This window comes from Streptomyces sp. NPDC048197 (assembly GCF_043202395.1).
GTDB classification, from domain to species: Bacteria; Actinomycetota; Actinomycetes; order Streptomycetales; family Streptomycetaceae; genus Streptomyces; species Streptomyces siderophoricus.
This window is the reverse complement of the sequence record NZ_JBIDAJ010000001.1, coordinates 52,855-74,913: the sequence shown is the minus strand read 5'-3', so window position 1 is coordinate 74,913 and position 22,059 is coordinate 52,855. Positions and strand designations below refer to the sequence as shown.

Annotated in this window: 15 protein-coding genes; 5 read left to right on the top strand and 10 right to left on the bottom strand. The window is 66.5% G+C overall.

Translation table 11 applies throughout. From position 1 onward, the window contains the following. Positions 1–393 precede the first annotated feature (393 nt). The 4 genes from ACGF4C_RS00360 (at position 394) to ACGF4C_RS00345 (ending at position 7,175) form a co-directional block, all read left to right on the top strand. The gene (locus ACGF4C_RS00360; RefSeq protein WP_393562047.1) at positions 394–1,572 is read left to right on the top strand and encodes a cysteine desulfurase family protein; all 1,179 of its coding nucleotides are present in this window, start codon (positions 394–396) and stop codon (positions 1,570–1,572) included. 61 nt (positions 1,573–1,633) lie between these two features. Next, positions 1,634–2,740: a DUF4007 family protein gene (locus ACGF4C_RS00355; RefSeq protein ID WP_393562045.1), complete on the top strand. Its 1,107-nt coding sequence runs from the start codon at positions 1,634–1,636 to the stop codon at positions 2,738–2,740. Positions 2,741–2,742: 2 nt separating this feature from the next. Next, positions 2,743–6,342 carry an ATP-binding protein gene (locus ACGF4C_RS00350; protein WP_393562803.1) on the top strand — a complete coding sequence of 1,200 codons (3,600 nt, stop codon included), beginning with the start codon at positions 2,743–2,745 and terminating at the stop codon, positions 6,340–6,342. Continuing rightward, positions 6,339–7,175 (top strand): phosphoadenosine phosphosulfate reductase family protein, encoded by an 837-nt coding sequence (locus ACGF4C_RS00345; protein ID WP_393562043.1) that lies wholly within the window; start codon positions 6,339–6,341, stop codon positions 7,173–7,175. Before ACGF4C_RS00350 ends, ACGF4C_RS00345 begins: the two co-directional genes overlap by 4 nt. A 181-nt stretch (positions 7,176–7,356) precedes the next feature. Here ACGF4C_RS00345 and ACGF4C_RS00340 read toward each other — a convergent pair whose 3' ends face one another. Then, positions 7,357–7,833, bottom strand: a complete 477-nt coding sequence (locus ACGF4C_RS00340; protein ID WP_393562041.1) for a GNAT family N-acetyltransferase — start codon at positions 7,831–7,833, stop codon at positions 7,357–7,359. A 347-nt stretch (positions 7,834–8,180) separates the two neighbouring features. Then, complete coding sequence (locus tag ACGF4C_RS00335) at positions 8,181–9,059, bottom strand: GNAT family N-acetyltransferase (RefSeq protein WP_393562040.1); 879 nt, start codon at positions 9,057–9,059, stop codon at positions 8,181–8,183. Between the two features lie 499 nt (positions 9,060–9,558). Between ACGF4C_RS00335 and ACGF4C_RS00330 the strand changes: the two genes are divergently transcribed. Next, entirely contained in the window at positions 9,559–10,362 is an 804-nt protein-coding gene (locus ACGF4C_RS00330) for a phosphoadenosine phosphosulfate reductase (RefSeq protein ID WP_393562038.1), read from the top strand. Positions 10,363–10,596: 234 nt separating this feature from the next. On the opposite strand, the gene ACGF4C_RS00325 is transcribed toward ACGF4C_RS00330, so the two are convergent. The 8 genes from ACGF4C_RS00325 to eccCa all read right to left on the bottom strand — a co-directional run bounded on the left by ACGF4C_RS00325 (position 10,597) and on the right by eccCa (position 22,056). Beyond that, positions 10,597–11,394, bottom strand: a complete 798-nt coding sequence (locus ACGF4C_RS00325) for an immunity 49 family protein (RefSeq protein ID WP_393562037.1) — start codon at positions 11,392–11,394, stop codon at positions 10,597–10,599. A 35-nt stretch (positions 11,395–11,429) separates the two neighbouring features. After that, positions 11,430–12,281 carry an immunity 49 family protein gene (locus tag ACGF4C_RS00320; RefSeq protein WP_393562035.1) on the bottom strand — a complete coding sequence of 284 codons (852 nt, stop codon included), beginning with the start codon at positions 12,279–12,281 and terminating at the stop codon, positions 11,430–11,432. An 11-nt stretch (positions 12,282–12,292) separates the two neighbouring features. Then, entirely contained in the window at positions 12,293–15,103 is a 2,811-nt protein-coding gene (locus ACGF4C_RS00315; protein WP_393562034.1) for a hypothetical protein, read from the bottom strand. Further along, the gene (locus ACGF4C_RS00310) at positions 15,100–15,552 is read right to left on the bottom strand and encodes a DUF6507 family protein (RefSeq protein ID WP_393562032.1); all 453 of its coding nucleotides are present in this window, start codon (positions 15,550–15,552) and stop codon (positions 15,100–15,102) included. Before ACGF4C_RS00310 ends, ACGF4C_RS00315 begins: the two co-directional genes overlap by 4 nt. A 136-nt stretch (positions 15,553–15,688) precedes the next feature. Further along, a complete protein-coding gene (locus ACGF4C_RS00305) occupies positions 15,689–16,000 on the bottom strand; it encodes a pore-forming ESAT-6 family protein (protein ID WP_393562030.1) in 312 nt (103 codons plus the stop codon). Between the two features lie 47 nt (positions 16,001–16,047). Further along, the gene (locus tag ACGF4C_RS00300; RefSeq protein ID WP_362919680.1) at positions 16,048–16,380 is read right to left on the bottom strand and encodes a hypothetical protein; all 333 of its coding nucleotides are present in this window, start codon (positions 16,378–16,380) and stop codon (positions 16,048–16,050) included. 200 nt (positions 16,381–16,580) lie between these two features. After that, positions 16,581–17,999 carry a DUF6177 family protein gene (locus tag ACGF4C_RS00295; RefSeq protein WP_393562028.1) on the bottom strand — a complete coding sequence of 473 codons (1,419 nt, stop codon included), beginning with the start codon at positions 17,997–17,999 and terminating at the stop codon, positions 16,581–16,583. Between the two features lie 82 nt (positions 18,000–18,081). Then, complete coding sequence (eccCa, locus tag ACGF4C_RS00290) at positions 18,082–22,056, bottom strand: type VII secretion protein EccCa (RefSeq protein ID WP_393562026.1); 3,975 nt, start codon at positions 22,054–22,056, stop codon at positions 18,082–18,084. Positions 22,057–22,059 lie beyond the last annotated feature (3 nt).

Sequence of the window (22,059 nt, the reverse complement as noted above, 5' to 3'; positions counted from 1 at the left end):
CCGCGAGTACGCGTTCCGCCGCTCCAACCCAGCTCCCTGCCCTCGATGTTGTGCGCCATGACTCGCGGGAATACCAGGGCCCTGACGTGCGATCAACACTAGACCGGACCACTGACAGCCGGGGCCTGATCAGCGAATTTCGGTCGAGACAAGAATTGCCCGTCGACGAGGACGGGCTCCGGTGGCCGGCTTCAGGGCAGGTCGAGGCAGGAAGCGGGCTGGAACCGAGCAGTAGCACAACGTGTCCGGCTCGCGCCGGATCCGGCGAGCCTGTCTCGGTTGTCTCAGGCGTTCGTTAGGATCTCATTGCACTCCTGGTGGAACGCGAGGTCCGGCCGTGGAGAGCCGCCAGGAGTGACCAGAGGAGCGCATCACAGCAAATGGGGGCAGAACATGACAGGTGACGCACAGGGGGTGGCGGACGTGGTGTACCTCGACTACAACGCCACTGCGCCGCTGCGGCCCGAAGCTCTCGAAGCAACCCTCGCCGCGCTCAATGGCGTGGGCAACGCCTCCAGCATGCATCACCTCGGGCGTAGCGCGGCTGGCCGGGTCGACGAGGCTCGTCGGCAACTTGCTGATCTGCTTAGCTGCGCCCCTGGCGAGATCATCTTCACTTCGGGGGCTACGGAGGCGAACAATCTGGCTCTGCGGACTGCCTATGCGCGTGGCGGACTGTTGGTGACCGCCGCGGTGGAACATCCGGCAGTACTGGAAGCCGCACGCGCCGTGACAGAAGAGCGGCCCGACTCCCTCGTCGTACTGCCGGTCAACCGCGACGGGATTGTCGACCTAGAGCCTTTGGACGCAGCACTTCGCGGCGGCAAGGTGGCCCTCGTCTCTCTCATGATCGGGAACAACGAGACCGGGGTGCTGACCGACCTGGTGCCGGTCTGCAAGGCTGCCCACGAGGCCGGCGCGCTGGTCCACACTGATGCCACGCAATATGTCGGGCGCCTACCGCTGGATCTCCGCGAGATCGATGTCGATCTGCTGTCACTCTCCGCCCACAAGTTCGGCGGTCCGCAGGGTATTGGTGCCCTCTTCATCCGCCGGGGGACCTCACTGCCTCACCGTCCGCTCCTCGTGGGCGGAGGGCACGAGCGCGGGTGGCGCGCCGGGACGCTGAACGTGGCCGGCATCACAGGTCTGGGGGCAGCCGCTGAGGCCGCCCGGCTGCAGCTTGCGCACGAAGCAGCCCAAACCGCCGCTCTGCGTGATGCCCTCGAAGCGGCACTGACTGCTCAGGTTGAGGGCTGCCGGATAAACGGTGCGCGCGTGCCCCGCCTGCCTGGCGTCACAAGCATTACATTCCCTGGCCTGCCGGCGGATGCCGTCCTTGCAGCAATGCCGCATGTGGCCGCATCTGATGGCAGCGCGTGCTCGTCAGGGGCCCCAAGCCCAAGCCATGTGCTGCTTGCCATGGGGCTCAGCCGCGACGACGCGGACTCCACGGTGCGGTTCTCCCTCGGGTACGCCACGACCCAGCGCGACGTCGATCGGGCAGTGGCTGCCGTCACGGAAGCAGTGCGCCACGTCCGGTCGGTCATGGCCGCCACGGCCGAACCCTGATCGGCGTTGTGGCCGCATATATACCTCTCCGCCCAACATGCCCACTGAAAGGCCCCACCGCATGTCAGACAGCCGGCTCGCTGAAGCCGTCGAACTTTCCTTCGGGCGCCACGAGACGTTCGCCCCGCGCTTCGGCTGGCTGCACAAGGCGTACACGCAGGTTAAGGACGACAGCGAGATCTTCCACCGTGAGGACGCACCCGTCCGGCTCGGCGTGGGTAAGAACATGGTCTATTCCATGAGGCACTGGTCAAAGGCTTTCAAACTTACCCAGGAGCACCCGCACGAAGACCCCTCCTACCGCGCGCATGTCGCCTCGCCGACCTGGCGGGCTCGGTGGCTGCTCGACGAGGAGGGGGCCGATCCGTATCTCGAGGACACGGGCAGCCTGTGGCTACTGCACTGGTGGCTGCTCTCATCCGAACCCCAGGCCAAGTGCTGGGTACCCAGCTGGTACGTCATGTTCAACCTGGTTCCTCGTTCCCGGGTCACGTCGACGGAGATGGCCAGCTTCATCACGCGTTACGTCCGCGAGAACTTCAATGAGAGCGACTGGCCCGCACCGGAGTCGATTACTCGCGACGCGGAGTGCTTGATCAAGATGTACGCGCTGGACCAAGAGTTCAATCCGCTGTCTCCCGGCAGTTTCGAGGACTTGCTCCTGTCCCCGTTCCGTGAACTGCGTCTGTTGGAAGGCCAGGGGAAAGGCCGGGACCGGACCTGGCGTTTCACGAGTGGGTCACGCTCAAATTTGCCTGCACCGGTCCTGGCGTATGCCTGTCTGGACTACGCATCCCGGTCCTCGTCGCAGGCGGGCTCCGTCTCCATTGCTCGGCTCGCTGAGGACCCCGGATCCCCGGGCCGCGCCTTCCGCATGCGGGAGCCAGAGCTGACGAAGGCGCTTGAGCCCCTCATCAGCGACCATCCGGATCTGCAGATCATCTCTGCGCTCGGTCAGCGCAGCCTGCGCTTTGAAGTGGCTCCACAAACGCTGGCTTGGGACGTCCTCGACGAACACTACGGACGCGTCCGGGAGCGCGAGGGATTCCCCTCGCCGCACGAATGGATCAAGAAGTACCCCGGGCTTGACGTCAGCGCCCCGAAGCGCGCACGCCGCAAGCCGCCCCAGCAGACCGAGGTGCTGGAAATGAGCGAGGAGATCGCGTGACCATGGCCCCGACGACCAGCCGCCCCGGCCCGTCCACCGACTCCGCCCAGGTTCCCGAGGGCATCGCCCTGGTCGGATCCGAGCTGCGCTCCACCAACCTGGAGCGTGACATCCGCGAGAAGCACCTCAACGCGCCGTATGTGGGGGTACGCGCCCTCGATGTGCTCGAGCGCGTTACCAACGCCGTTGCAGATAAGCGACGTACCCGGGCATGGTCCTTCACTGGACCTTACGGCTCGGGTAAGTCCACGCTGGCGAACCTCTTCGACGCCTTCCTTGGACACGACACGACCCGCCGGACGGAGGCAGAGGCCGCCGTGGCGGCCACCAGCCCAGGACAAGCGGCGCGACTGGCACGGGTTCGTGACGAGCTCACCAGTGAGGGTTTCCTGGGAGCAGTTGCCACTGCACGTCGAGAGCCTCTCGCAGCGACCGTGTACCGGGCGCTGCAGACCGCGGTCGAGCGCAAGTGGAAGAAGCGGGCTCCCAAGGACGTCGCTCAAGCGCTCGCCGCCTGCGCGAGCGACGATGTGCCCACCACGCAAAACCTCATGGACGCGGTTACGGTTCTCTGCGACCGGCACCCTGTCCTGCTGATCCTCGACGAGTTCGGCAAGACCCTCGAATACCTCGCCGCCGACGGCGACTCCGGAAGCGCCGACAGCGACGTCTTCCTGCTCCAGATGCTCGCCGAAAAGGGCGCAGGCACCTCGGGCATGCCCTTGTTCATGTTCACCCTGCAACACCTGGCGTTCACGGACTATGCGGCACGTTCAAGCAGCATCCAGACCCAGGAGTGGGCCAAAGTCCAGGGCCGCTTCGAGGACATCACGTTCGCACCCAACCTGGGCGACTCCATCCATATGATGAGCCGCCGCCTCGACCACTCCGGTGTTGCGGAGCCGGGCCGCAGGCTCATCCAGGAGCAGGCACGCGCCGCTGAAGCTGCATGGACCGACCATGCTCTCCACGCAGTCGTGGACATCTCCACCGAGATGTTTGCCGACCTGTACCCGCTGCACCCGCTGACTGCCGTCGCCGCACCGCAGCTCGCATTCCAGATCGGCCAGCACGACCGCAGCATCCATGGCTTCCTCGCCAGCGACGAGCCGAACACAGTGCGCCGCACCCTGGACACGAAGAAGTCCGAGGCGCCCGAGCAGGCTTCGACGATCCGCCTGCCGCAGCTGTACGACTACTTCTTCGCCTCCGGCCACACGACGATCCTGGCCTCGGCCAACGCTAGCCGTTGGCTGGAGGTCGACAACCGTCTTAACGAGGCCAACGGGATGTCCACCGAGGACCAGGACGTCCTCAAGGTGGTAGGTCTCCTGAACCTCATGGACGTCGATGGTTTGCTGCGTGCCACGCCGTCGATGATTCAGTTCGCGCTGCACGACCCGGCTGATGCACCCGACCCTGAGCGCTTTGCCGCCCTCCAGGGCCGACTCAATAAGCTCGTGGACGAAGGCTTCCTCGTCCATCGCTCTTACAGCAACGAGTACCGGGTCTGGCAGGGAACCGACGTTGACATCGATGCGCGGGTCAGGGAAGTCGCCACCCGCATTGCCCCGGCCGATGTCGTCGAATACTTCAGCGAACACCTGGGCACGGTGCTCCCCGCCGCTGTAGTCGCAGGCGGCCACAGCCAACGCACCGGCATGCTGCGTTACTTCGTTACGGCAATCAGTCACAAGAGCGACAGCATCGACGGCCCCGACGTTGTCCAGGACGCGGCAGACGGCCTGCTCCTGTACCACCTCGGGTCGCTGGAGTCTCGCCCCACCGTCAACTCACCATTGCCTGTGCTCATCGGCACAACAAAGAATCCCGATGCCGTGCTGCAGGCGGGTATCGACCTCGTGGCCCTTGAGGAACTGCAAGACGACGACACCATCGACCACGTCGCCGCGCGGGAGATCAAGGAACGTGCCGCATACATCTCCCAGAACATCAGCGTCCTGCTCGACGAAGCATTCAATCCGCTGAGCCCTCAGTCCACCTGGTACCTGTGGGACGAGGGGACCGAGACCCGGGGCGACCGAAGCGAGCCTGTCGAGGCCCGCAGCTACGCCGGCCTGGCCTCCCAGGCGTGCGACCGCGTTTACCCCCACACGCCGCACGTCCGCAACGAGATGGTTGGCCGACACCAGCTCACCAGCAACGCCGCCCGCGCTCGCCGCGAGGTGCTCACCGCGATGCTGCAACGGCCAGGAAACCCCCTGCTCGGGTACGACCCCACAAAGTACGCTCCCGAGCGTGCGATGTACCACGGTGTGGTCGAATATCTCGGCCTGCACGGCGCCGGAGAGGCCAGCAGCGACACCGATGACACCAGCATCCTGACCCATGCCATCTCGCATCCCAGTCCCGAAAAGAACCCCAGTGTCATCCAGGCATGGGAAGCTCTCGAAGAAGCGCTGACCAACGCGAAGCAGCCCACGCCGATCGTCGACATCTATCGTCAGCTCATGGCACCGCCCTTCGGTGTCAAGGCGGGTGTCGTCCCCATCCTCGTCGTGGCAGCGCTCATCCTGCGGGCCCAAGACGTTGCCTTGTTCGAAGATGGCAACTACTGCCCCCACCTCACCCCCGAGATCGTCGAGCGGCTCAACGTCCCTTATCCGGACCGCTTTACGGTCAAGGCCGCACCAGTCGGTCGTGGCCAGCGTCGCCTCGTCGTAGACGGTCTGGCTAAGGCCCTAAGCGTCGACACTCGCCGTGCCCGATCCGCCCGCAATCCCGCGCTGCTCGGCGTCACACAAGCGATCGTCAAGCGGGTCCTGAGCCTTAAGTCCTACGCCAAACAGACTCAGCGCCTCAGCGCCGGAGCCCTCGCAGTCAGAGAGACGCTCCGCCACGCCACCGACCCAGACGAGCTCGTCTTCACAGCACTTCCCAAGGCACTGGGCTTCGACCCAATTCTGCCCAGCACCACCAAAGACGACGAGACTGCAAAAGCGTACGTCGCCAGCCTGGCTGCAGCCCTCGACGACCTCTCCGGTGCCAGCCTCGCCCTGCGACGGGAGGCCGTGGCCACGATCGGACGGGAATTCCGTCTCCCGACTGAGCTTGCAGAACTGCGTGCCGGTCTCACGGGGCAACTCCGTGGATTCGCCAACGCCCAACTCCACCTCGATCTACAGGGATTCGTCTCCCGCGTCCTCGACGAGAGTTCGCAAGATGAAAGCTGGCTCTCCCCGATCATCATCCGCCTGACGAACAAGGCGCTCGACGACTGGACCGACAAGGACGTCAAGTCCTTCCCCCAGAGGGTCAGAGAGGTGGCCCGCGCACTCGACCGTGTCAGCCACCTCTACGAAGTCCACGACGCACCCGACGCCGATCAGGAACCTGCCAAGGCAAGGCAGATGGATACCCATCTGCTGACACTGACCACCCCCAAGGGAACGGAAGAGCGCACGCTCATCCACGTACCCAGGCAGTCCCGACAGACGGCCGACGACCTCGTTGTCAGTGTCATCCGGCAGGCTGAGAAGGCACTGGGCCCGGACGGCGCGCGCATCCTGCTCGCTGCCCTGGCCGAGCGCCTGGCCGCGCAGGACTCCGCCGCGGCACACCAGAAGGAGGAGACGCTGTGACCGACACCAACAGCTCAAGCGGGAAGACGCGCCACGTCCTCGGCCTGTCCGGAGGCAAGGACTCCTCCGCACTCGCGATCCATATGCGCGACCGCGTGCCGGACATGGAGTATTTCTTCTGCGACACCGGTGCCGAACTTCCCGAAACATACGAATACCTCAACCGCCTCGAAGCAGCGGTCGGTAAGCAGATCGTGCGTCTCAACGCGACCCGCGACTTCGACCATTGGCTTGAGGTCTACCAGGGCACCCTCCCCAGCCCCCAGATGCGCTGGTGCACGAAGAACCTGAAGCTCAAGCCGCTGGAAGAGTGGGTCGGCGATGACGATGTGATCTCGTACGTCGCGATCCGCGCGGACGAGAACCGCCTTGGGTACGTCAGCACGAAGCCGAACATCAGCGCGGTCTTCCCCTTCCGCGAGGACGGCATCGATCGTGCCGGCGTCGACCGCATCCTCGACGAGGCCGGCATCGGCCTGCCGGCCTACTACGAGTGGCGCACCCGATCCGGCTGCTACTTCTGCTTCTTCCAGCGCAAGCACGAGTGGGTCGGCCTGAAGGACCGCCACCCAGAACTGTTCGAGAAGGCCATAGCGTACGAGGAGAAGGTCAACTACCGGCGCACGGCCATGCAGGGCCGGGAGTACACCTGGTCCCAGGGGGAGTCACTGCACGAACTGATAGCGCGCCGGGACGAGATCGAAGCCAAGCACCAGGCGGCTCTCGACCGAGCCGCCAAGCGCGTGAAGCCGAACACCCCTCTGCTCGAAATCCTCTCCGACGCCCACGACGAGGACGACGACGAGCCAGGCTGCTCCGCATGCCATCTGTGAAGCTCTGACACGAGGCAGGGCCTTGCTGTTTCCCGAGGTATCGGAGACAGCGAGGCCCTGCACGTCTTTGGCGCCTATGCCTCGCCCCCGTACGGGCCTCGAAGTCATCCACGCGTGCCAACTCATCACGGTGGTGACGCAATGGTCACTGACCAGGCCATGGGCTGGGCAAGCTTCGAAGTCAGAGCTGCTGATCCAAGAGCATGTTCATTGGGCTGAAGCCTGCGGCTTGGTAGAACTCGCGAGCGCTCTCGTTGAAGTACCAAACGTCCGTGACGAGGCGTCGGCAGCCTGCCGCGCGTCCTACTTCACGTACGGCTTCGAGCAGTGCTGTGCCGACTCCAGCACGGGCAGCATCGGGGGCTACGGCGATTTGATCCACAGACATGATGACGTCTGAGTGTGTCAGAGAACTGCCGGGCCGATTTTTGACCCGGGCGAGGGCGTATCCGAGGGCTTTGCCTTCCGCTCCATCGGCGAGGAGCACGGTGACGGACGGATCGGCTATCTGAGATCGGAAGAAGGCTTCAACGTCATCTGGCTCCGGGGAGTCAACGAACAGGTCAGGACGGTGTCGTTTGTGCAGGTCATGAACGATGTGGTTGAGGGCTGCGAGCAGGGCAACATCGTCTGAAGAAGCAGTGCGAATCTGGACCACGTCGCTATCCTGCGCCGATTCCTCTGCCGCTGCCACACGTTTTGGGCCTGGCCCAGCGCACGTTCAGGCGTGCTCGTGCCAGCCCAGTCCGGAGCTGGCCAGACAGCCGTCGATGAGGTCGGTGCTGGACTGGATCCTGCGTAGCCGTGTCCGATCGTGCGAACCAGATGGTCCGGCGTAACAATGAACTCCCTCATGCTGCTGGTGAGGGGGTGTTGAGATTCTCCCAGAGCAGGACGATCGGGCCGCCGAACTGCTGGCGAGCTGCGAGGAGCAAATCCTGGTGGCGAAGTCCCACGATGGCAGGGGTGTTCGCTGCGCTGACGTCACGGGACCCCCACAGACCTTCAACGAATTTCCGGCCCGGCACACGAGAAGTCGTACACCGCGAAGTCGGTAACCGGGCGGTACCCGATCCGCTGGTAGAGACCGTTGCTGGTGGGGTTGGCCAGGTCCGCGAACAGTAGGACCTCCGCTGCGCCTGCGGCCAGCGCGGCCTTACTCACCTCGACCGTCGCGGCGCCCGCGTAACCGCAGCCGCGTAGGTGGGCCGGGGTATAGACGGGGGCCACCCGGACCTGGCCGGCGACCATCGGGGTCACGCCCGCCATGGAGGCGGGGGTGCCGTCCGGGGTTTCCCAGAGCGTGACGCGTCCTTGGGCGATGCGTGCATCCGCCCATGAGCTGTTGTCTGCAGCGGGCGTTCCTCCAATGGCGGTGATGAACTCGCGGTGCCAGACCATGATTTGTTCACGGTCCTGCTCGCCCGCGACTCGGCTTCGGCCCTCCGGGAGTGGCTCCGGCGGTGTGAGTGTGCCGAGGCGGTACAGGCGCTCCCGCTCGTGCAGCGTCGGCGTCGCGCCCGTGTGCCGCGCCCAGGCATCGGCGAAGGCGCTGGCGGTCTCGTGGTCCGCGTTGACGCCGGAGAGGCGGTGGCCGAGGCGGGCCAGGTGGGCGGCGAGGGTGTCGGCCTCCTCAAGGGTGAGCGGGGTGAGGTACGGGCGGCGCGGCGGGGTACGGAAGAAGGCCGCGCGGACCTCGCCCGCCCGCTCAAGGCTGCCGAAGATGGGGGCTTCGGCGCCGTACGCGTCCGCCCCGCGCGTACGCAGCGCCTCGGCCACCGTCAGCGGGACGGTGTGCAGGGCAGGGCGCGAGCGCAGGAAGTCTCCGGCTCGGGCAAGAAAGTCGTCGAGGTCTTCGGTGAGGTGCCAGCCATCCGGACGCATGGCTCATGATCCCTCGTTCTGTCGGCGTGCGTCCGCAGTTTTCCGCTGGGGCGAGGCGGCAGGGCCTAGTAGATCAGCCACCGCTCGCAGCAAGAGGAGGTCGGGAGCAGTCCGCCGTCCCGAGTTTCGTATCGCCCCGGGCGAACCGCTCGGCTGGCTGCATCCGCAGCCCCTCACGGAAGTCTCGTCAGCGGTCAGCCCCACCGCCCTGCGCGTACCGCATACCCACGGCGTAACGCAGGGATCAAGAACGGTAACCACCACGCGACACCCATAAGTTCAAGCTCAATATTCGTTTCTTTTGTTCATGTCAGCCGGGTGTGGATAGGGCAACTGCACCGCCAGAACCATCAATATCCGATGGTTTGGGACTCGCCCTTCCAGGGCCTATAACGCTACTCACATTTCTGGTGCCACCTGGCTGCAGAAGCAGTTTGACTTCTCCGAGGAGGTGTCGTTGGTTGTGTCGTCCCAGTAGACGCTCGAAGCGAGGAGAGAAATGGCGGAGACTCACGTCAAGGTGATCTCTTACGGAGGGGGCGTCCAGTCAACGGCGCTCTTGGTGCTGGCTGCGCAGCGCCGAATTGACTTTCAAACGTTCCTCTTCTCCAATGTGGGCGATGATAGCGAGAATCCCGCGACGCTGAAATTTATTGAGGAATATGCGGAACCGTACGCGCAGGAGAACGGGATCGACCTCCACACACTAGAGCGTCGACGCCGCACTGGTGATACCGAGACCCTCTGGGAGAGGCTCCACAAGCCAGAAGCGAGGTCGATACCAATCCCCGTCCGCATGGCCAACGGGGCTCCCGGCCGACGCAGCTGCACCGCCGATTTCAAGATCAAGGTGATTTCGAGATGGCTTCGAGAGCACGGCGCCACCGCCGAATCTCCTGCGACTGTCGGCATCGGCATCTCAGTTGACGAGATCCATCGAGCGAACAGGCGCAGGAGTGATCCCCGCGAGCAGATAACCTATCCTCTGCTGGACCTAGGGCTACGCCGCGAGGACTGCACGCGCCTCATCCGCGAGGCGGGCCTTCCCGTTCCCCCAAAGAGCTCCTGCTTCTTTTGCCCATTCCATACGGTCAGTGATTGGCAGGAGCTGCGCAAAACGGACCCGGCATTGTTCGCCAAGTCCCAGCAGCTCGAGGCATTCATCAACGGTCGAAGAGCAGCTCTCGGTCGGGATGCTGCGTACCTCACCCGCTACGGTATCCCGCTTGGCTCGGCGATACCTGACGTGCCGAGCGATGACGAAGGCGACGGGGACTGCGACTCTGGTTGGTGCATGACCTAGGCGAACCAAACCAGGTGAGACATCTGGGCGGTGAGGGGGTGCACGCCAGCGCTTCACAGGCGCCGGCGCCCCCTCACTTGCTCTATGCCCTCCCGCTTTAACTGGGAAAGCGGGACCTTGCGCGACTACTCAGCACAGCTGGCATGAGTACTAGCCTGCCGGGACGAGTTCGGTTACATCGGCAGATCTGCGCGGGTCCGCACCGCGCTTCGTGGTGCGGGCCTTCGCGACGCGTTACGCGTCGAACTCGCCGCGCCAGGCGAAGTCGAGGAGGGCCTTGGGGAGGTAGTCGGTCTCGACCTCGACCGGGATGCCGTTGGCCTTCGCCAGGCAGGCGATCGCAAGCGGAGCGAGGGCCACGACGCCCAGGGTGTTGTGGGCGCGGTCTTCGTCGGCGGTCCAGTACTCCTTGTGCCAGCGGACGGCGTCGGCCAGGGCCTCGGTGAAACCGGCGGCGTCGTTGCGCAGGTAGCGGTAGAGCATCATGATCGGCGGGTAGCGGAGCTTGATCATCTCCTCCGCGTCGACGACGCGGGCGTGCTCGGGAGCACTCAGGTCCACGGCGCGCACCAGGTGCGTGCGCAGGTCGTCCCGGCGGAGCCAGAAGCTCTGGAGGGTCTCCACCCAGGCGTAGGTGTACTCGTCCAGGGCGCCGCCGAAGTCGCGCAGCAGGGATACCGGGATCCGGGCCAGCATGTCGAGGCGGGCTGCTTCAGGGCAGATGACCGCGAGGTAGAAGGCGTCGAGCCAGGTGTCCGCGTTGAGGTAGGTCTGCGGCCCGGTGGTGGCGAGGTGGCGCTCCTCCTGGCGGATCTTGCAGGTGACCGTTTCCCGATCGGAATCGGTGGCGGCGAAGACAGCCGAATGCACCTGCATGGCCAGCAGCCAGGACTCCCACGTCTCCAGCATGACGGCACCGGGGTCCCCCACAGAGCGGACGAGTGCGACGTTCAGCGACCCCATGACGGCACCCGACCTGGAGTTGTGCGAGGTCTCGATCCTCTCCAGCGACTCCGACAGCGACTCTTCCATGACGGGAACCACGGCTGCCATCTGTTCCACGTGTCTCACGTGGGGAACTCGCCGCACCAGTTGCGTTTGATGAGGACGGCGGGAAGGTACTCAGACTCGACCTCGATGGGGATGCCCGCGTCGTGGGCGATGCAGGCCATGGCGAGGGGGGCGAGCGCGACGAGGCCCGGAATTGTGGCGGCTCGGTCCTCTTCGGTCCAGTACTCCTTGTGCCACTGGAGGGCGGCGACGAGTGCACGGTTGAAGCCGGCATGGTCCTTGCGGACGATCCGGTGGAACATCTCCATGGCCGGGTACATCAGCTTGCCCACCGTCTCCGGGTCGGTGACGGTTTCCGGGTCCGTGCCGTCCACCGCGGCCACCAGCTTCTGGCCGAGGTCGGGGCCGCCGAGCCAGTAGGTCTGGAGGGTGTCGATCCAGGCAAATTGGAACTCGTCGAAACGCGAGCCGTTCTCGCGCAGCAGGGAGAGCGGCACCTGGCTCAGGGCCGTGATCCTGTCCCGTTCCCGGCACACCACGGCCAGGTAGAAGGCGGTGAGCCAGGTGTTCGGGTGCACGTACCACTGCGGGCCGGTGGCCTGGAGTATCCGATCCTTGTGCGCAATGCGGCACTCAACTCGCGCTTCGGTCGTGGTCGCGGCAGCGAACACTGCGGAGCCGACCTGCATCGCATTCACCCAGGCATCCCACGTGGGGAAGATCGCCGCCCTCGGGTCCATCAGGCAGTGCGCCTTGGCCAGCGTGAGTGTGGTGCCCAGGGCATCGCCCAGTCTGGTGGAGCGCGCCTCCAGCCCGTCGATCAGCTTCTGTGCGCTGCTTTGGAGTACGGCGAGGCCCTCTTCCGCGTTCCCCGTGGGAAAGGGGTGGCGGGGGATGTTCGAGACCAACGCGATTCTCCTTAGAAGAGCTTGAAGTGCTTGAGCTCGGCCCCAGCATAACTACCGGTGTTCTCGGTCGCCTGGACGAGAACGTAGCGCAGGGTCTTGTTGTCGATGGCATCTTCTATCTCCGCGGCGTACTTGGCATCGCCCGGTGATGTGAAGGCCCGTTCCTTCATGTCGGCCACGACTGTGCGGACGTACTCGATGGTTCCCTGCTGCACCTTGGTGTTGGCGTCGAGCTCACCGTTGCCCTGGCGCCAGTCCAGTGTTCCATTGGGTCCCTTCGCCTCGACGATGATGAGGTTGCCGTCCTTGTCACGCCAGAGCTGATCGAACTTCTTGGATCCATTGGGCGTTTCCGGCAGAGGGGGGTCGTCGACCTCCTTGGCGCCCGCGAACTCCTCCTGAAGGAGCATGTGGCGCCTCGCGGCCTCTTCTCCGAGTGCTTCGCCGAGCTTGGTGTTGTTGGAGACGTCCACGCCGACGGTCTGGTCGTAGTGCTTCTGCGCGTCGGCGAGCGCCTGCGCGGTCTCATGGGTTGGATGGTCCTTGAAGTCCCCCTCCGCCTTGTTCAGCTCCATGCCTGCCATGCGCTTGGCCGAGACGTCGTCAAGGTGGTGGAGCTCGTGCGGAGCGACCGTGTCCCGGCCTCTCACCAGGGGAGTGCTGTGGAACTGCTTCGGGTTCGCGTAAGGCATTTCGTCGGCCGCCATCCAGCTGCCGTCCGGCTTCTCTACCAGCTTCGGCAGGAGCTGGCCGTCCACCATTTCCTCGGCACTGTTGCGCTTGCCGGGCCCCCACTTGTCGTAGTGCTCCGCGCGCCAAACCGGGTTCTCATTGGCCAACCGGACGTGCTCGCGGGTAATGGCCATCCGTTCTGCGGGCGTCCGCTCGCTGGCCGGCTTCTCGCGGGCAGCCTCGTACTCCGCTCGGTGAGCCGCGTCGTCGGAGCCACGGACTGCGTCATCGCTGCCTGGGTGGCCGGCGCCAGTCGACGGGGGGTCTGGGTGGCCACCGCCCGGGATGCCGTTGTCCGTGGAGGAGCCGCCCGGAATGGCATTGTCGGTCGTGGAACCGCCTGGCACGTCGTGGCCGCCGCCCGTGGACGGGGTCTCTGTGTGGCCCGCGCCGCCCGTGGGATTGTTGTCGCCGGTGCGGCCGGTGCCCCCTGCCCTGTTGTCCAGGTTGTTCGTGGGCATGTGGTCGCCCGCCCGGCCGCCAGGTGTGTGGCCCGCGGTGCCGCCCGGAGTCGTGTCGGGGCGGCCGGTCGGGAGGCTGTCCGTGGCGCGCACCGGGTCGGATATCTCCGAGCCGACGCGTATGGCGTCGTCGCCGCGTCCGCCGACGCCGGCCGGGATTCGCTGTTCCTGGCGGACCGGTGCCTCGACCCGCGGGTTGTCCGCGCCCGCGGTGGGTTGGGCAGGGTTTTCCTTGGGTGCGTCTTCGGCGCGCTGGAAGAGGCTCCCGTCCTCGTTGTAGAGGTCGCCTTTGCCGCTCATGTACTTCCCGGTGGACGGGTCCTTCACCGTGTCCGGCGGGAAGGTGACTGTGTCCTCGGGCAGCTTGATATTGCCGTTCGGGAGCCTCGTAGCCCCTTCCGGAATGGTGGCGTCCTTGGGTAGCTGGATCGTGCCGTCCGGCATCTTGAGGGAGCCTTCGGGCAGGCTGACGGCGCCGTCGGAGATTTTCGGGACCTCGAGGTGGCCGGCGTCCTTGAGACCGGCCATTACGCCGCGGACCTTGGACAGGCCGACGCCTGCGCCCTTGGCGACGTAGGTAATCGGGTCGACGGCCTGGGCCACCTTGCTGCCGACGGAGATGACCTTGGCTGCCGTGGCGGCCTTGCTTGCGGCTGACACGGCGCTGCCGCCGCCTCGGGTGATGACGGCGCTCAGGACGTTGAAGGTGACCGCGCCGGCGGCCCGAGAATTGTTCGTTCCCCACTGGTCCCAGGCGACGAACGCTTTGCCGGTCTCGATCATCGCGGTACGCGATTCCTGCAGCCAGGAGGGGAGCATGTGCCCTGGTATGCCCAAGTAGAGGGGGCCCACAATGGGTAGCATGGTGATCGTGAAACCGGTGGAGAGCTTGGCCAGGCCGAGCCACGCCTCGCCGGCGGCGTCCCCTCCGTACCCGCCGAACAGGGTTTTCAGCGCCTTGGCGCCAGCCAACCCGCCGTCGACGACGAAGCCCTTGCCGAATTCCCAGGCGTGCTCCCACACCTGCCACCCGGGAATGGATTCCTCGACCGCGTCGCCCCAGGGAAGGCTCTTGGCCTGTTTGAGGTCTTCGGCGTTGTAGCCGTACCCCGTCTTGTGGGTAGCGTCGATGACGTGGAGTGCCTTGCCGTGGACGAGGCCGACGATCTTGGCGTGGCAGTTGCGTTCGGCTTCCTGGAACGCGGTCCAGACTTCGGCGATCTTGTTGCGCCGGTTGAGGTTCTCGTCGGTCAGGTCGCCGTCTTCGCTCCAGTCGTCTTCGGCGGCCTCGTTGGCTTGGAAGTCGGCGGCTTCTTTTTTGAGCTGCTTGAACTTCGCGATCAGCGGAGTGATCTCATGGGCGTAGGTGCCCAGGGCCTTGGCGATGACGTGCATGTCCTCGCTGAGGTCCTGAGCCTTGTCCGCCACCGGCTTGGTGACGCCGAACAGCTGCTCCGCCTCGGGTGCCTTGTAGAAGGCGGCCAGGCCGCCGAAGGACTTGTGGACGTCCGAGCCGGCTCTTTCGATCGTGGAGCCGCCGCGGGACAGCGCCTTCGCCTTGGCTTCGAGGACCTCCAGATTGCCGGTGTAGACCGGTACGTCGTCCGGGTCGACCGGTCCGCCGCTCACTTCTTCTTCCCCCCGAAGTCCTTGAGAGCCTCCAGCCGCACGTTGCGGGCGGCGGTCTGGGCGTTCTTGGCCGCTTCCAGGTCGCCCTGGACGTATTCATTGGTGGCTTTGGCGGCGCCCAGGACCGCGGCCTGGCAGCGATCGGCCATCGCCTTCATGCCCTTCTTGCGGCCGTTCACGTACTCGACCAGCGCTGCGGCGACCGGACCTGTCGCCTTGTGCGGCAACAATTCGGGAGCCACCGGTCCCAGCGGCTTGCCTGATGGCGTCATCGGCCCGCGCATCGGCGTCATGGCGCTCGTGCCCGGCACGGCCGTACCCGCTGCCTCAGCCGCTTCCTGGATGTCAGAGAGCAGGGTGTTGAGAGCTTTGCCCAGGTCCTCGGCGTGCGTGCCGACGACCTTCAATTGGCCCTGCACGCCCTGCGGCTGAATGTCCCATGACGCCATGAATGCCCCCCGCATTCCTCTCTCTTGTAACCCACACACCACGACCTACGCGCCGCCGCCCCAAGGCGGCCAGCAACCCGAATTGGCGATCGGCGCACCGAGAAGGACTGCTTCGCCTTTGGTGCGCCGCACTGGCTCAGCCGATGTTGTCGACAGCCGCCTTCGCGCGGGCGAGCGTCTGGTGCGCGGTCGCGTCGTTCTTCTCCAGCGTCGTCTTGAGCAAGTGGATGATGCTCTTGACCTCCTGCGAGGCGCGGTTCCAGCGCTGCTCCTTGCCGTGGTACTCCTCCGCGACACCATCCGCCGCGAAGTCCGCCATCGCCGCCTTGACCTGCGCATCACGCGCCGCGATCACCTGCTCCAGACGGCCGATCACCGCCTGGATGTTGCCCTGCGCCTCTGCCGAGGCGCCCGAGTCGTACGAACGACGGTCCATGCCAGCAGCCATCACAATCACTCCCCCTAGGGTCTGAGTACTTCGCCGCGATCAGGCTGTCATCGGCCCGAGAAGCGGGCCGCGTCGAAGTTCGCCGCCGACATCTGTTGCCGGGCGTTGTCAGCCTGCTCCTGGACGCCTGAGCCGAACGCCGACTCCATCCCCGACTGGCCGCCCACGATCGCGGCCAGCGCACTGTTCAACGCCGACGTGATCTCGTCCGCCCGCGACTTGAACGAGTCGAAGGCCGCCTTGCCCGAGCCGTTGAACTTGCCTTCCAACGGCTGCGCTGCCTGGACGAGCTGGTGGATCAACGTGCCCAGTTCCGTGCTCGATCCCTGCGACTTCGACCTCAGGGTCGAGAGCGTCTGCGCCCCCATGTCGAACTTCATCGGGCTCCCCCCGCCGGACTTGACGATCGTATGTACGGTCATGCCTATCAACCGGGTCATGGCCGGTGCAATTCACAATCACTATGTTATGAGCAGGGTGTGACAATGGCTCAAAGCTGCCAGGAGCCCCACCCGTCACCTGCTGCGATGTGCTGGAAGTTGTGGACGTGCACGGGGCCGGCCCCAACGTCCAGGTGCTCTCACTCGCCTTTCAGATGTCGCATCAGGCGCTCGAAGTCCTGCCAGCCGGACAGATCCGATGGGTCTCCCGGCAGCGGGTAGTACAGCGCAGGGCGGTTCTTCGGGCCGAGGGGAACAGGCGGCTGGGACAGCGGCGTGTTCCGGGCACGGTCGCCGGGCATCTGGCGGACTTCCTCCGCGCCGAGCACGAAGGCCAGCGGGACACCGGGCCCCTCGAAGCGGGGCGGCACTGTCAGATTGCGGTGGGCCTTGCGGAGCTGGACGAGCATCGAAAGGAGCCGGTGGCGGGTGGCGAGCTGCTCGGCTGCTCTGGGCAGGGCGTCCACCGGCGGTTCCTCGTCGGGGCCGTAGCCGAACATCAGCGTGACGTGCTCCTCCACGCCCGCCTTCGTACGGCTTACACGCACCGTGGCCAGGCCCGGCCGGGCAGGGCTGCCGACCACCACGAACCAGGTCGGCTCCGGCGCCCGCTCGTAGGCGAGGTCGGTCATCTGACGCGGCGACCAGGGGAGATTGGCGGGTTCCGCGGTTCCCCAACCGGCGGGGGGCTCACCGGTGAGTTCGCGCCATATCGACTCCAGCGCACCGCCAAGGACCAGACGTTCGTCAGCGGGGTGGACCGTGCGGAACGTAATGGCCAGCTGATGCTCGCCGGCGGCTGTGACTTCCTGGTAGGAGGCGGCCACCGGGGTCCGGGGATCGCCAGCAGTTGCGTCGGCCGCCAGCACCGGTGCGAACATGCCGTCCTGCCAGCGCAATACGGCTCCGGCCAACCCGTCGTAGTAGCCGTCGTGCTCGTCACGCACGACCCAGCGGCAGGGCCAGTTGCTGAGGCTGGCGCGTACGGCCGGGGAGAGCATGGTTCCTGGCGGGGTGACGACCTGGAGACCCAGCTCGGCGTTGGCGGCGGTGCGGAACGCATCCTGGAACCAGGCCGTCATGGCGATCACCGGACGGTCCATGATGACGACGGCGACCTTGTCGGTGAGCACGTCGACGGCCGGCTGCGCGGCATCGGGCGTGGACGCCACGCTCACACCGTCGGTCTTCACCACGGCCAGGGACTGCGCAGCCTCCGACGGCCAGGCGGAGCCGTCGGCCAAAGCCGCCAGCCGGGCAGCGAAGGTACCTGCGAGCCGCTCGGCTTCCTCGACACCAGTGGTGGCGCGGGCTTCGGTCCACCAGTACGGAAGCGCTGGCGGGGTGGCTCCAAGCAGCCGCTCGGCCTCGCCGTCGACCTGCACGAGCAGCGGTGCCTCGACGGAGACGAGCGGTCGGCCCTCACCGTCGCACAGCCGCACGACCGCGCCCTCGCCCGTCATGTCCACCAGATTGTCGGGGCCTCCGGAGAGCAGGCCCGCGAGCATGGCCGACGGGTCCGGCATGCGCTGCGTGAGGGCGATGACATCCTTGGTCATGGGGTCGTCTAGTCCTTCGTCGTTCGTGGCATGGATGCCGTACGGGGCGTGGCTCGGGTGCGCGGGAAAGCTCTCCGGTGTGTCACCCGGGGGAGTACACGGTCTGGATCAGGCGGTTGGGCTGGCCTCTGCGGATGAGGACACCGCGCCCGGCCGGCTGCTGAGAGGCGTAGACCCCGGGGAAGAGCTGGCCCTCGCCGCGGTCGCCCGCCATGAGGAGCGCTGAGGATCCCGACTCGCGCAAGCCCTGCACCAGGGGTTCGTAGATGCCGCGTGAGGCTCCTGCCACGCGGCGGGTCAGGACGAAGTGGAGGCCGATGTCCGACGCGGAGGGAATATACGGAAGGAATGGTTCCAGCGGTTCCTGGCCGGCAGTGGTGAGCACGTCGTAGTCGTCGACAAGGACCACGATCCGCGGGCCGCCACCCCAGCTGCCGGGTTCCAGGTCCTGGGGGCCCGCGGCGTCATCGGGCAGCCGCTTGTCCAAGACGGTGGCGATACCGGTGGCCAGACCCGCGCACATCTTGGCGTTGTAGGCGTAGCCGCCGTTGAACTCCTCGGGGATCGCGCCGCGCAGGCTGCGTCGGGGGTCCATGACGGCGAAGACCAGCTCGTCCTCGCTGTAGCGCTCGATGAGGCCGCCGGCGATGGTCTTCAGGAGATTCGTCTTGCCGCACTCGCTGTCGCCCATGATCAGCAGGTGCTGGTCATGCTGGAACAAGTCGAGCACAACGGGATTGAGCGCTGTCTGGTCCAGGCCGATGGGCACCCGCAGGGGTTCGGCGACCGGGCCCGGCAGGAGGTGGGGCTCCACGACGTGCGGCAGCACCCGTACCGGCTGGGCGACCTCGCCGTTCCAGGTGGCTCGGACCGTCCGGACCGCCCGCTCCAGGACAGCGCCGAGATCAGCGGTGTCGGCAAGTCCGTCCGTACGGGGCAGCGCCACCTGCGCAAAGAGTTTGCGATCGGTGAGAACGCGGCCGGGCTCGTCGGGCGACAGGGTCGCAGCGAGCTTGTGGTCGATGCTCGACTCGCTGGGGTCGTTCAGCCGCAGCTCGACGCGGGTGCCGAAGTTCGACTGGACGGCGATGCGTACGTCGTTCCAGCGCAGCATCCCGGCCACGACGTGGATGCCGTAACCGCCGCCGCGTTTGAGGATGTCGGTGACGTCGTCATCCAGTTCCTCGAAGTCGTCGCGCAGCGCGCCGAAGCCGTCGATGACGAGCACGATCTCGGCGGAGGCCAGCTGCGGCAGCCGGCCCGCGGCGTGCAGGGTGCGTAGCTGCTCGACGGAGTCGATGCCATGCTCGCGGAAGAGCTCCTCCCGCGCCGCGAGCATGGCCCGTACTTCTTCGACGGTGCGGGCTGCGCGTTCGCGGTCGGCGCGGCTCGCGATGCCGCCGACGTGCGGCAGGCCCGACAGCGCCGCCAGTCCGCCGCCGACCAGGTCGAGGCCGTAGATGCCGACCTCCTGCGGAGTGTGGGTCAGCGCCAGGGAGAGGACGAGGGTGCGCAGAAGCGTCGTCTTGCCGGACTGCGGGCCGCCGATGACGGCGGCATGGCCGCCCGCCAGCGTGAGGTCCAGATACCACGGTCCCTGCCACTGCCGGGTCGGGTCGTCGAGCAGGCCGAGAGGTACTTCGAGCGGGCCGCGGCGCTTGGTCAGCTGCATCCCGCGCGGGCCGACATCCAGGCGACCGGCGACCGTGTCGAGGCAGATCGCGTCGGGCAGCGGGGGCAGCCAGATGCGGCGCACCGGCCCGGCGGCGTGCGCCAGCTGCTCCACCATGACACCCAGCTCCGTCGGCCCCATCTCGCGACGCCGCACCTGTGGTTCCTGCGTGCTCGGATCATCCGCATCGACGGTGGTGTTGAAGGTCTCGTAGGGGAAGGCGAGGGGCCCGGTGTCCTCTTCCTCCGAGCGCTGCACGGGGCCGCGGTAGGCGCCCGAGACGTAGCTTGCCTTGAAGCGGTCGTAGTGGCTGGTGTCGACCTTGAGGTAGCCGAAACCGGGCAGGGGCGGCAGATGGAAGGCGTCCGCGGTGTCCAGGACCGTACGGGATTCGTCGGCGGAGAAGGTCCGCAGGCCGAGTCGGTACGAGAGGTAGGTGTCCAGGCCCTTGAGCTTGCCGCCCTCGATGCGCTGGCTGGACAGCAGCAGGTGCACGCCGATGGAGCGGCCGATGCGGCCGATGGACAGGAACAGGTCGATGAAGTCCGGCTTGGCGGTGAGGAGTTCACCGAATTCGTCGATGACGACGAACAGGTGCGGCAGTGGCTCCAGGTCGGCCCGCCGACTGGCGCGCAGCGCGGCGTAGTCACCGATGTCGGCGACGTTGCCGGCGTCCTTGAGGACCTGCTGGCGGCGCTTGACCTCGCCGGCGAGTGAGGCGTGGACGCGCTCGACCAGGCCCGCCTGGTTCTCCAGATTGGTGATGACACCGGCGACATGCGGCAGGTCGGCGAACGGCGCGAAGGTCGCACCGCCCTTGTAGTCCACGAGGACCAGGGCCAGGTCCTCCGGCGGGTGGGTGGCCACCAGCGCGAGGACGATGGTGCGCAGGAGTTCCGACTTGCCGGAGCCGGTGGCGCCGACGCACAGGCCGTGCGGGCCCATGCCGAGCTCTGAGGACTCCTTCAGGTCCAGCAGCACCGGTTCGTGGGAGTCGTTGATGCCGATGGGTACGCGTAGGAAGGCACGTTCGCCGCGCGGCGCCCACAGGTGCGGGAGGTCCAGGCGCGCCACGTCGTCGACACCGAGCAGCTCGGCGAAGTCAACGGGCCCGGTCAGCGGCGCGTCGGTGAGCGATTCGGCGGACAGCCGCAGCGGGGCCAGCATCCGGGCCAGCCCCTCGGCGAACGGGATGGCGACCTCGTCCACAGTGCCGTGCGCGCTGATCGGCTCCTGCCCGCGCAGATCCTCGATGACTATTTGGTCGCTGTCGACGGTGATCCGGACGGAGACATGCCCCGGCTCCTGCACCCTCTGCTCAAGCAGATGCAGCACGGTGACACCCATATCCCGCAGCCCGACTGCTTCGTCAGGACGCGGCAGGTCCACGGCGTCCTCGCCGTGTCCGTCAGCGACGACGAGCAGCCGTGATGTCATGGACAGGGCGTCGTTGTCGGACAGGCCGCGGCGTACCTCGGCCGCATAGGACGCTCGGCGGCGCAGTTCGGGGCCGAGCTGCCGAGCGAGCTGCGGCGCGGAGGGGGCGATACGGCGAGCGGCGACAGGGCCATCGAGCTGCTCGGCATCGAGCAGATGCGGCAGCCACTTCGCCCATTCCCAATCGGCGAGCTGGTCGCCGGGCACCGCGAGCGCCATCGCCACATCGTCGGGGGCGTGCAGGGCCGCGGCCTGGACGAGCAGAGCGCGGGCGACGCGCAGACAGTCCTCGCGGGGGCCGATGACGCTGATATTGCCGACGCGGTCGAGCGGGACGGTGAGGGGGAGTTCGGTGCCGGTGCGGAAGCGAGCCATCAGCGCCGACGCCTCGTTGAGCATGAAGCGGTCAGGTGGGGTGAGGACGGACGAGCCCTGCTGGGCGATCTGCAAATCGCGCACTGGCATCTCGCCCGTGCCGACGCGTACGCGCAGGAAGTCGCCATCGATACGACGGCGCTCCCACAGGCGCGCCGGATCGCGCACGACGTCGTACAGGGCGGGCGGCTGTGGGTTGAGCACCTCCGCGCGCTCACGCCGGTCACGTTCCTCGGCAGCAAGCTCCTCGCGCAGGTCCTCCAGATAGGCCAGATACGCCTCGCGCTGGGTGCGGCGGGTGCGTTGGGCCTTGCCGCGCTGTGAGAAGACCAGGGCGACGGATCCGATGACGGTGACGACGAGGATGATCGCCCCGAGCCCGGCGAACTGGCTGTTGCGCACCACCGTCATCATCACCACCGATGACATGACACCGGCAACCGGCAGCAGCGACATCGCGATGTTGCCCGCCTTGCCCTCGGGGAGGTTGGGCGGGGCCTCGATGATGCGCGCCTCGGAGGCGGCTGTGGGCCGGGTAGTCCTGGCCGGGCGGTGGATCAGTCGGGTACTCATCGG

Excerpts from the sequence above, each read along its gene's own strand:
- ACGF4C_RS00360 (WP_393562047.1), top strand. The coding sequence starts at position 394 with ATGACAGGTGACGCACAGGGGGTGGCGGACGTGGTGTACCTCGACTAC.
- ACGF4C_RS00355 (WP_393562045.1), top strand. The coding sequence starts at position 1,634 with ATGTCAGACAGCCGGCTCGCTGAAGCCGTCGAACTTTCCTTCGGGCGC.
- ACGF4C_RS00350 (WP_393562803.1), top strand. The coding sequence starts at position 2,743 with ATGGCCCCGACGACCAGCCGCCCCGGCCCGTCCACCGACTCCGCCCAG.
- ACGF4C_RS00335 (WP_393562040.1), bottom strand. The coding sequence starts at position 9,059 with ATGCGTCCGGATGGCTGGCACCTCACCGAAGACCTCGACGACTTTCTT.
- ACGF4C_RS00330 (WP_393562038.1), top strand. The coding sequence starts at position 9,559 with ATGGCGGAGACTCACGTCAAGGTGATCTCTTACGGAGGGGGCGTCCAG.
- ACGF4C_RS00325 (WP_393562037.1), bottom strand. The coding sequence starts at position 11,394 with ATGGAAGAGTCGCTGTCGGAGTCGCTGGAGAGGATCGAGACCTCGCAC.
- ACGF4C_RS00310 (WP_393562032.1), bottom strand. The coding sequence starts at position 15,552 with ATGGCGTCATGGGACATTCAGCCGCAGGGCGTGCAGGGCCAATTGAAG.
- ACGF4C_RS00305 (WP_393562030.1), bottom strand. The coding sequence starts at position 16,000 with ATGGCTGCTGGCATGGACCGTCGTTCGTACGACTCGGGCGCCTCGGCA.
- ACGF4C_RS00300 (WP_362919680.1), bottom strand. The coding sequence starts at position 16,380 with ATGAAGTTCGACATGGGGGCGCAGACGCTCTCGACCCTGAGGTCGAAG.
- ACGF4C_RS00295 (WP_393562028.1), bottom strand. The coding sequence starts at position 17,999 with ATGACCAAGGATGTCATCGCCCTCACGCAGCGCATGCCGGACCCGTCG.
- eccCa (WP_393562026.1), bottom strand. The coding sequence starts at position 22,056 with ATGAGTACCCGACTGATCCACCGCCCGGCCAGGACTACCCGGCCCACA.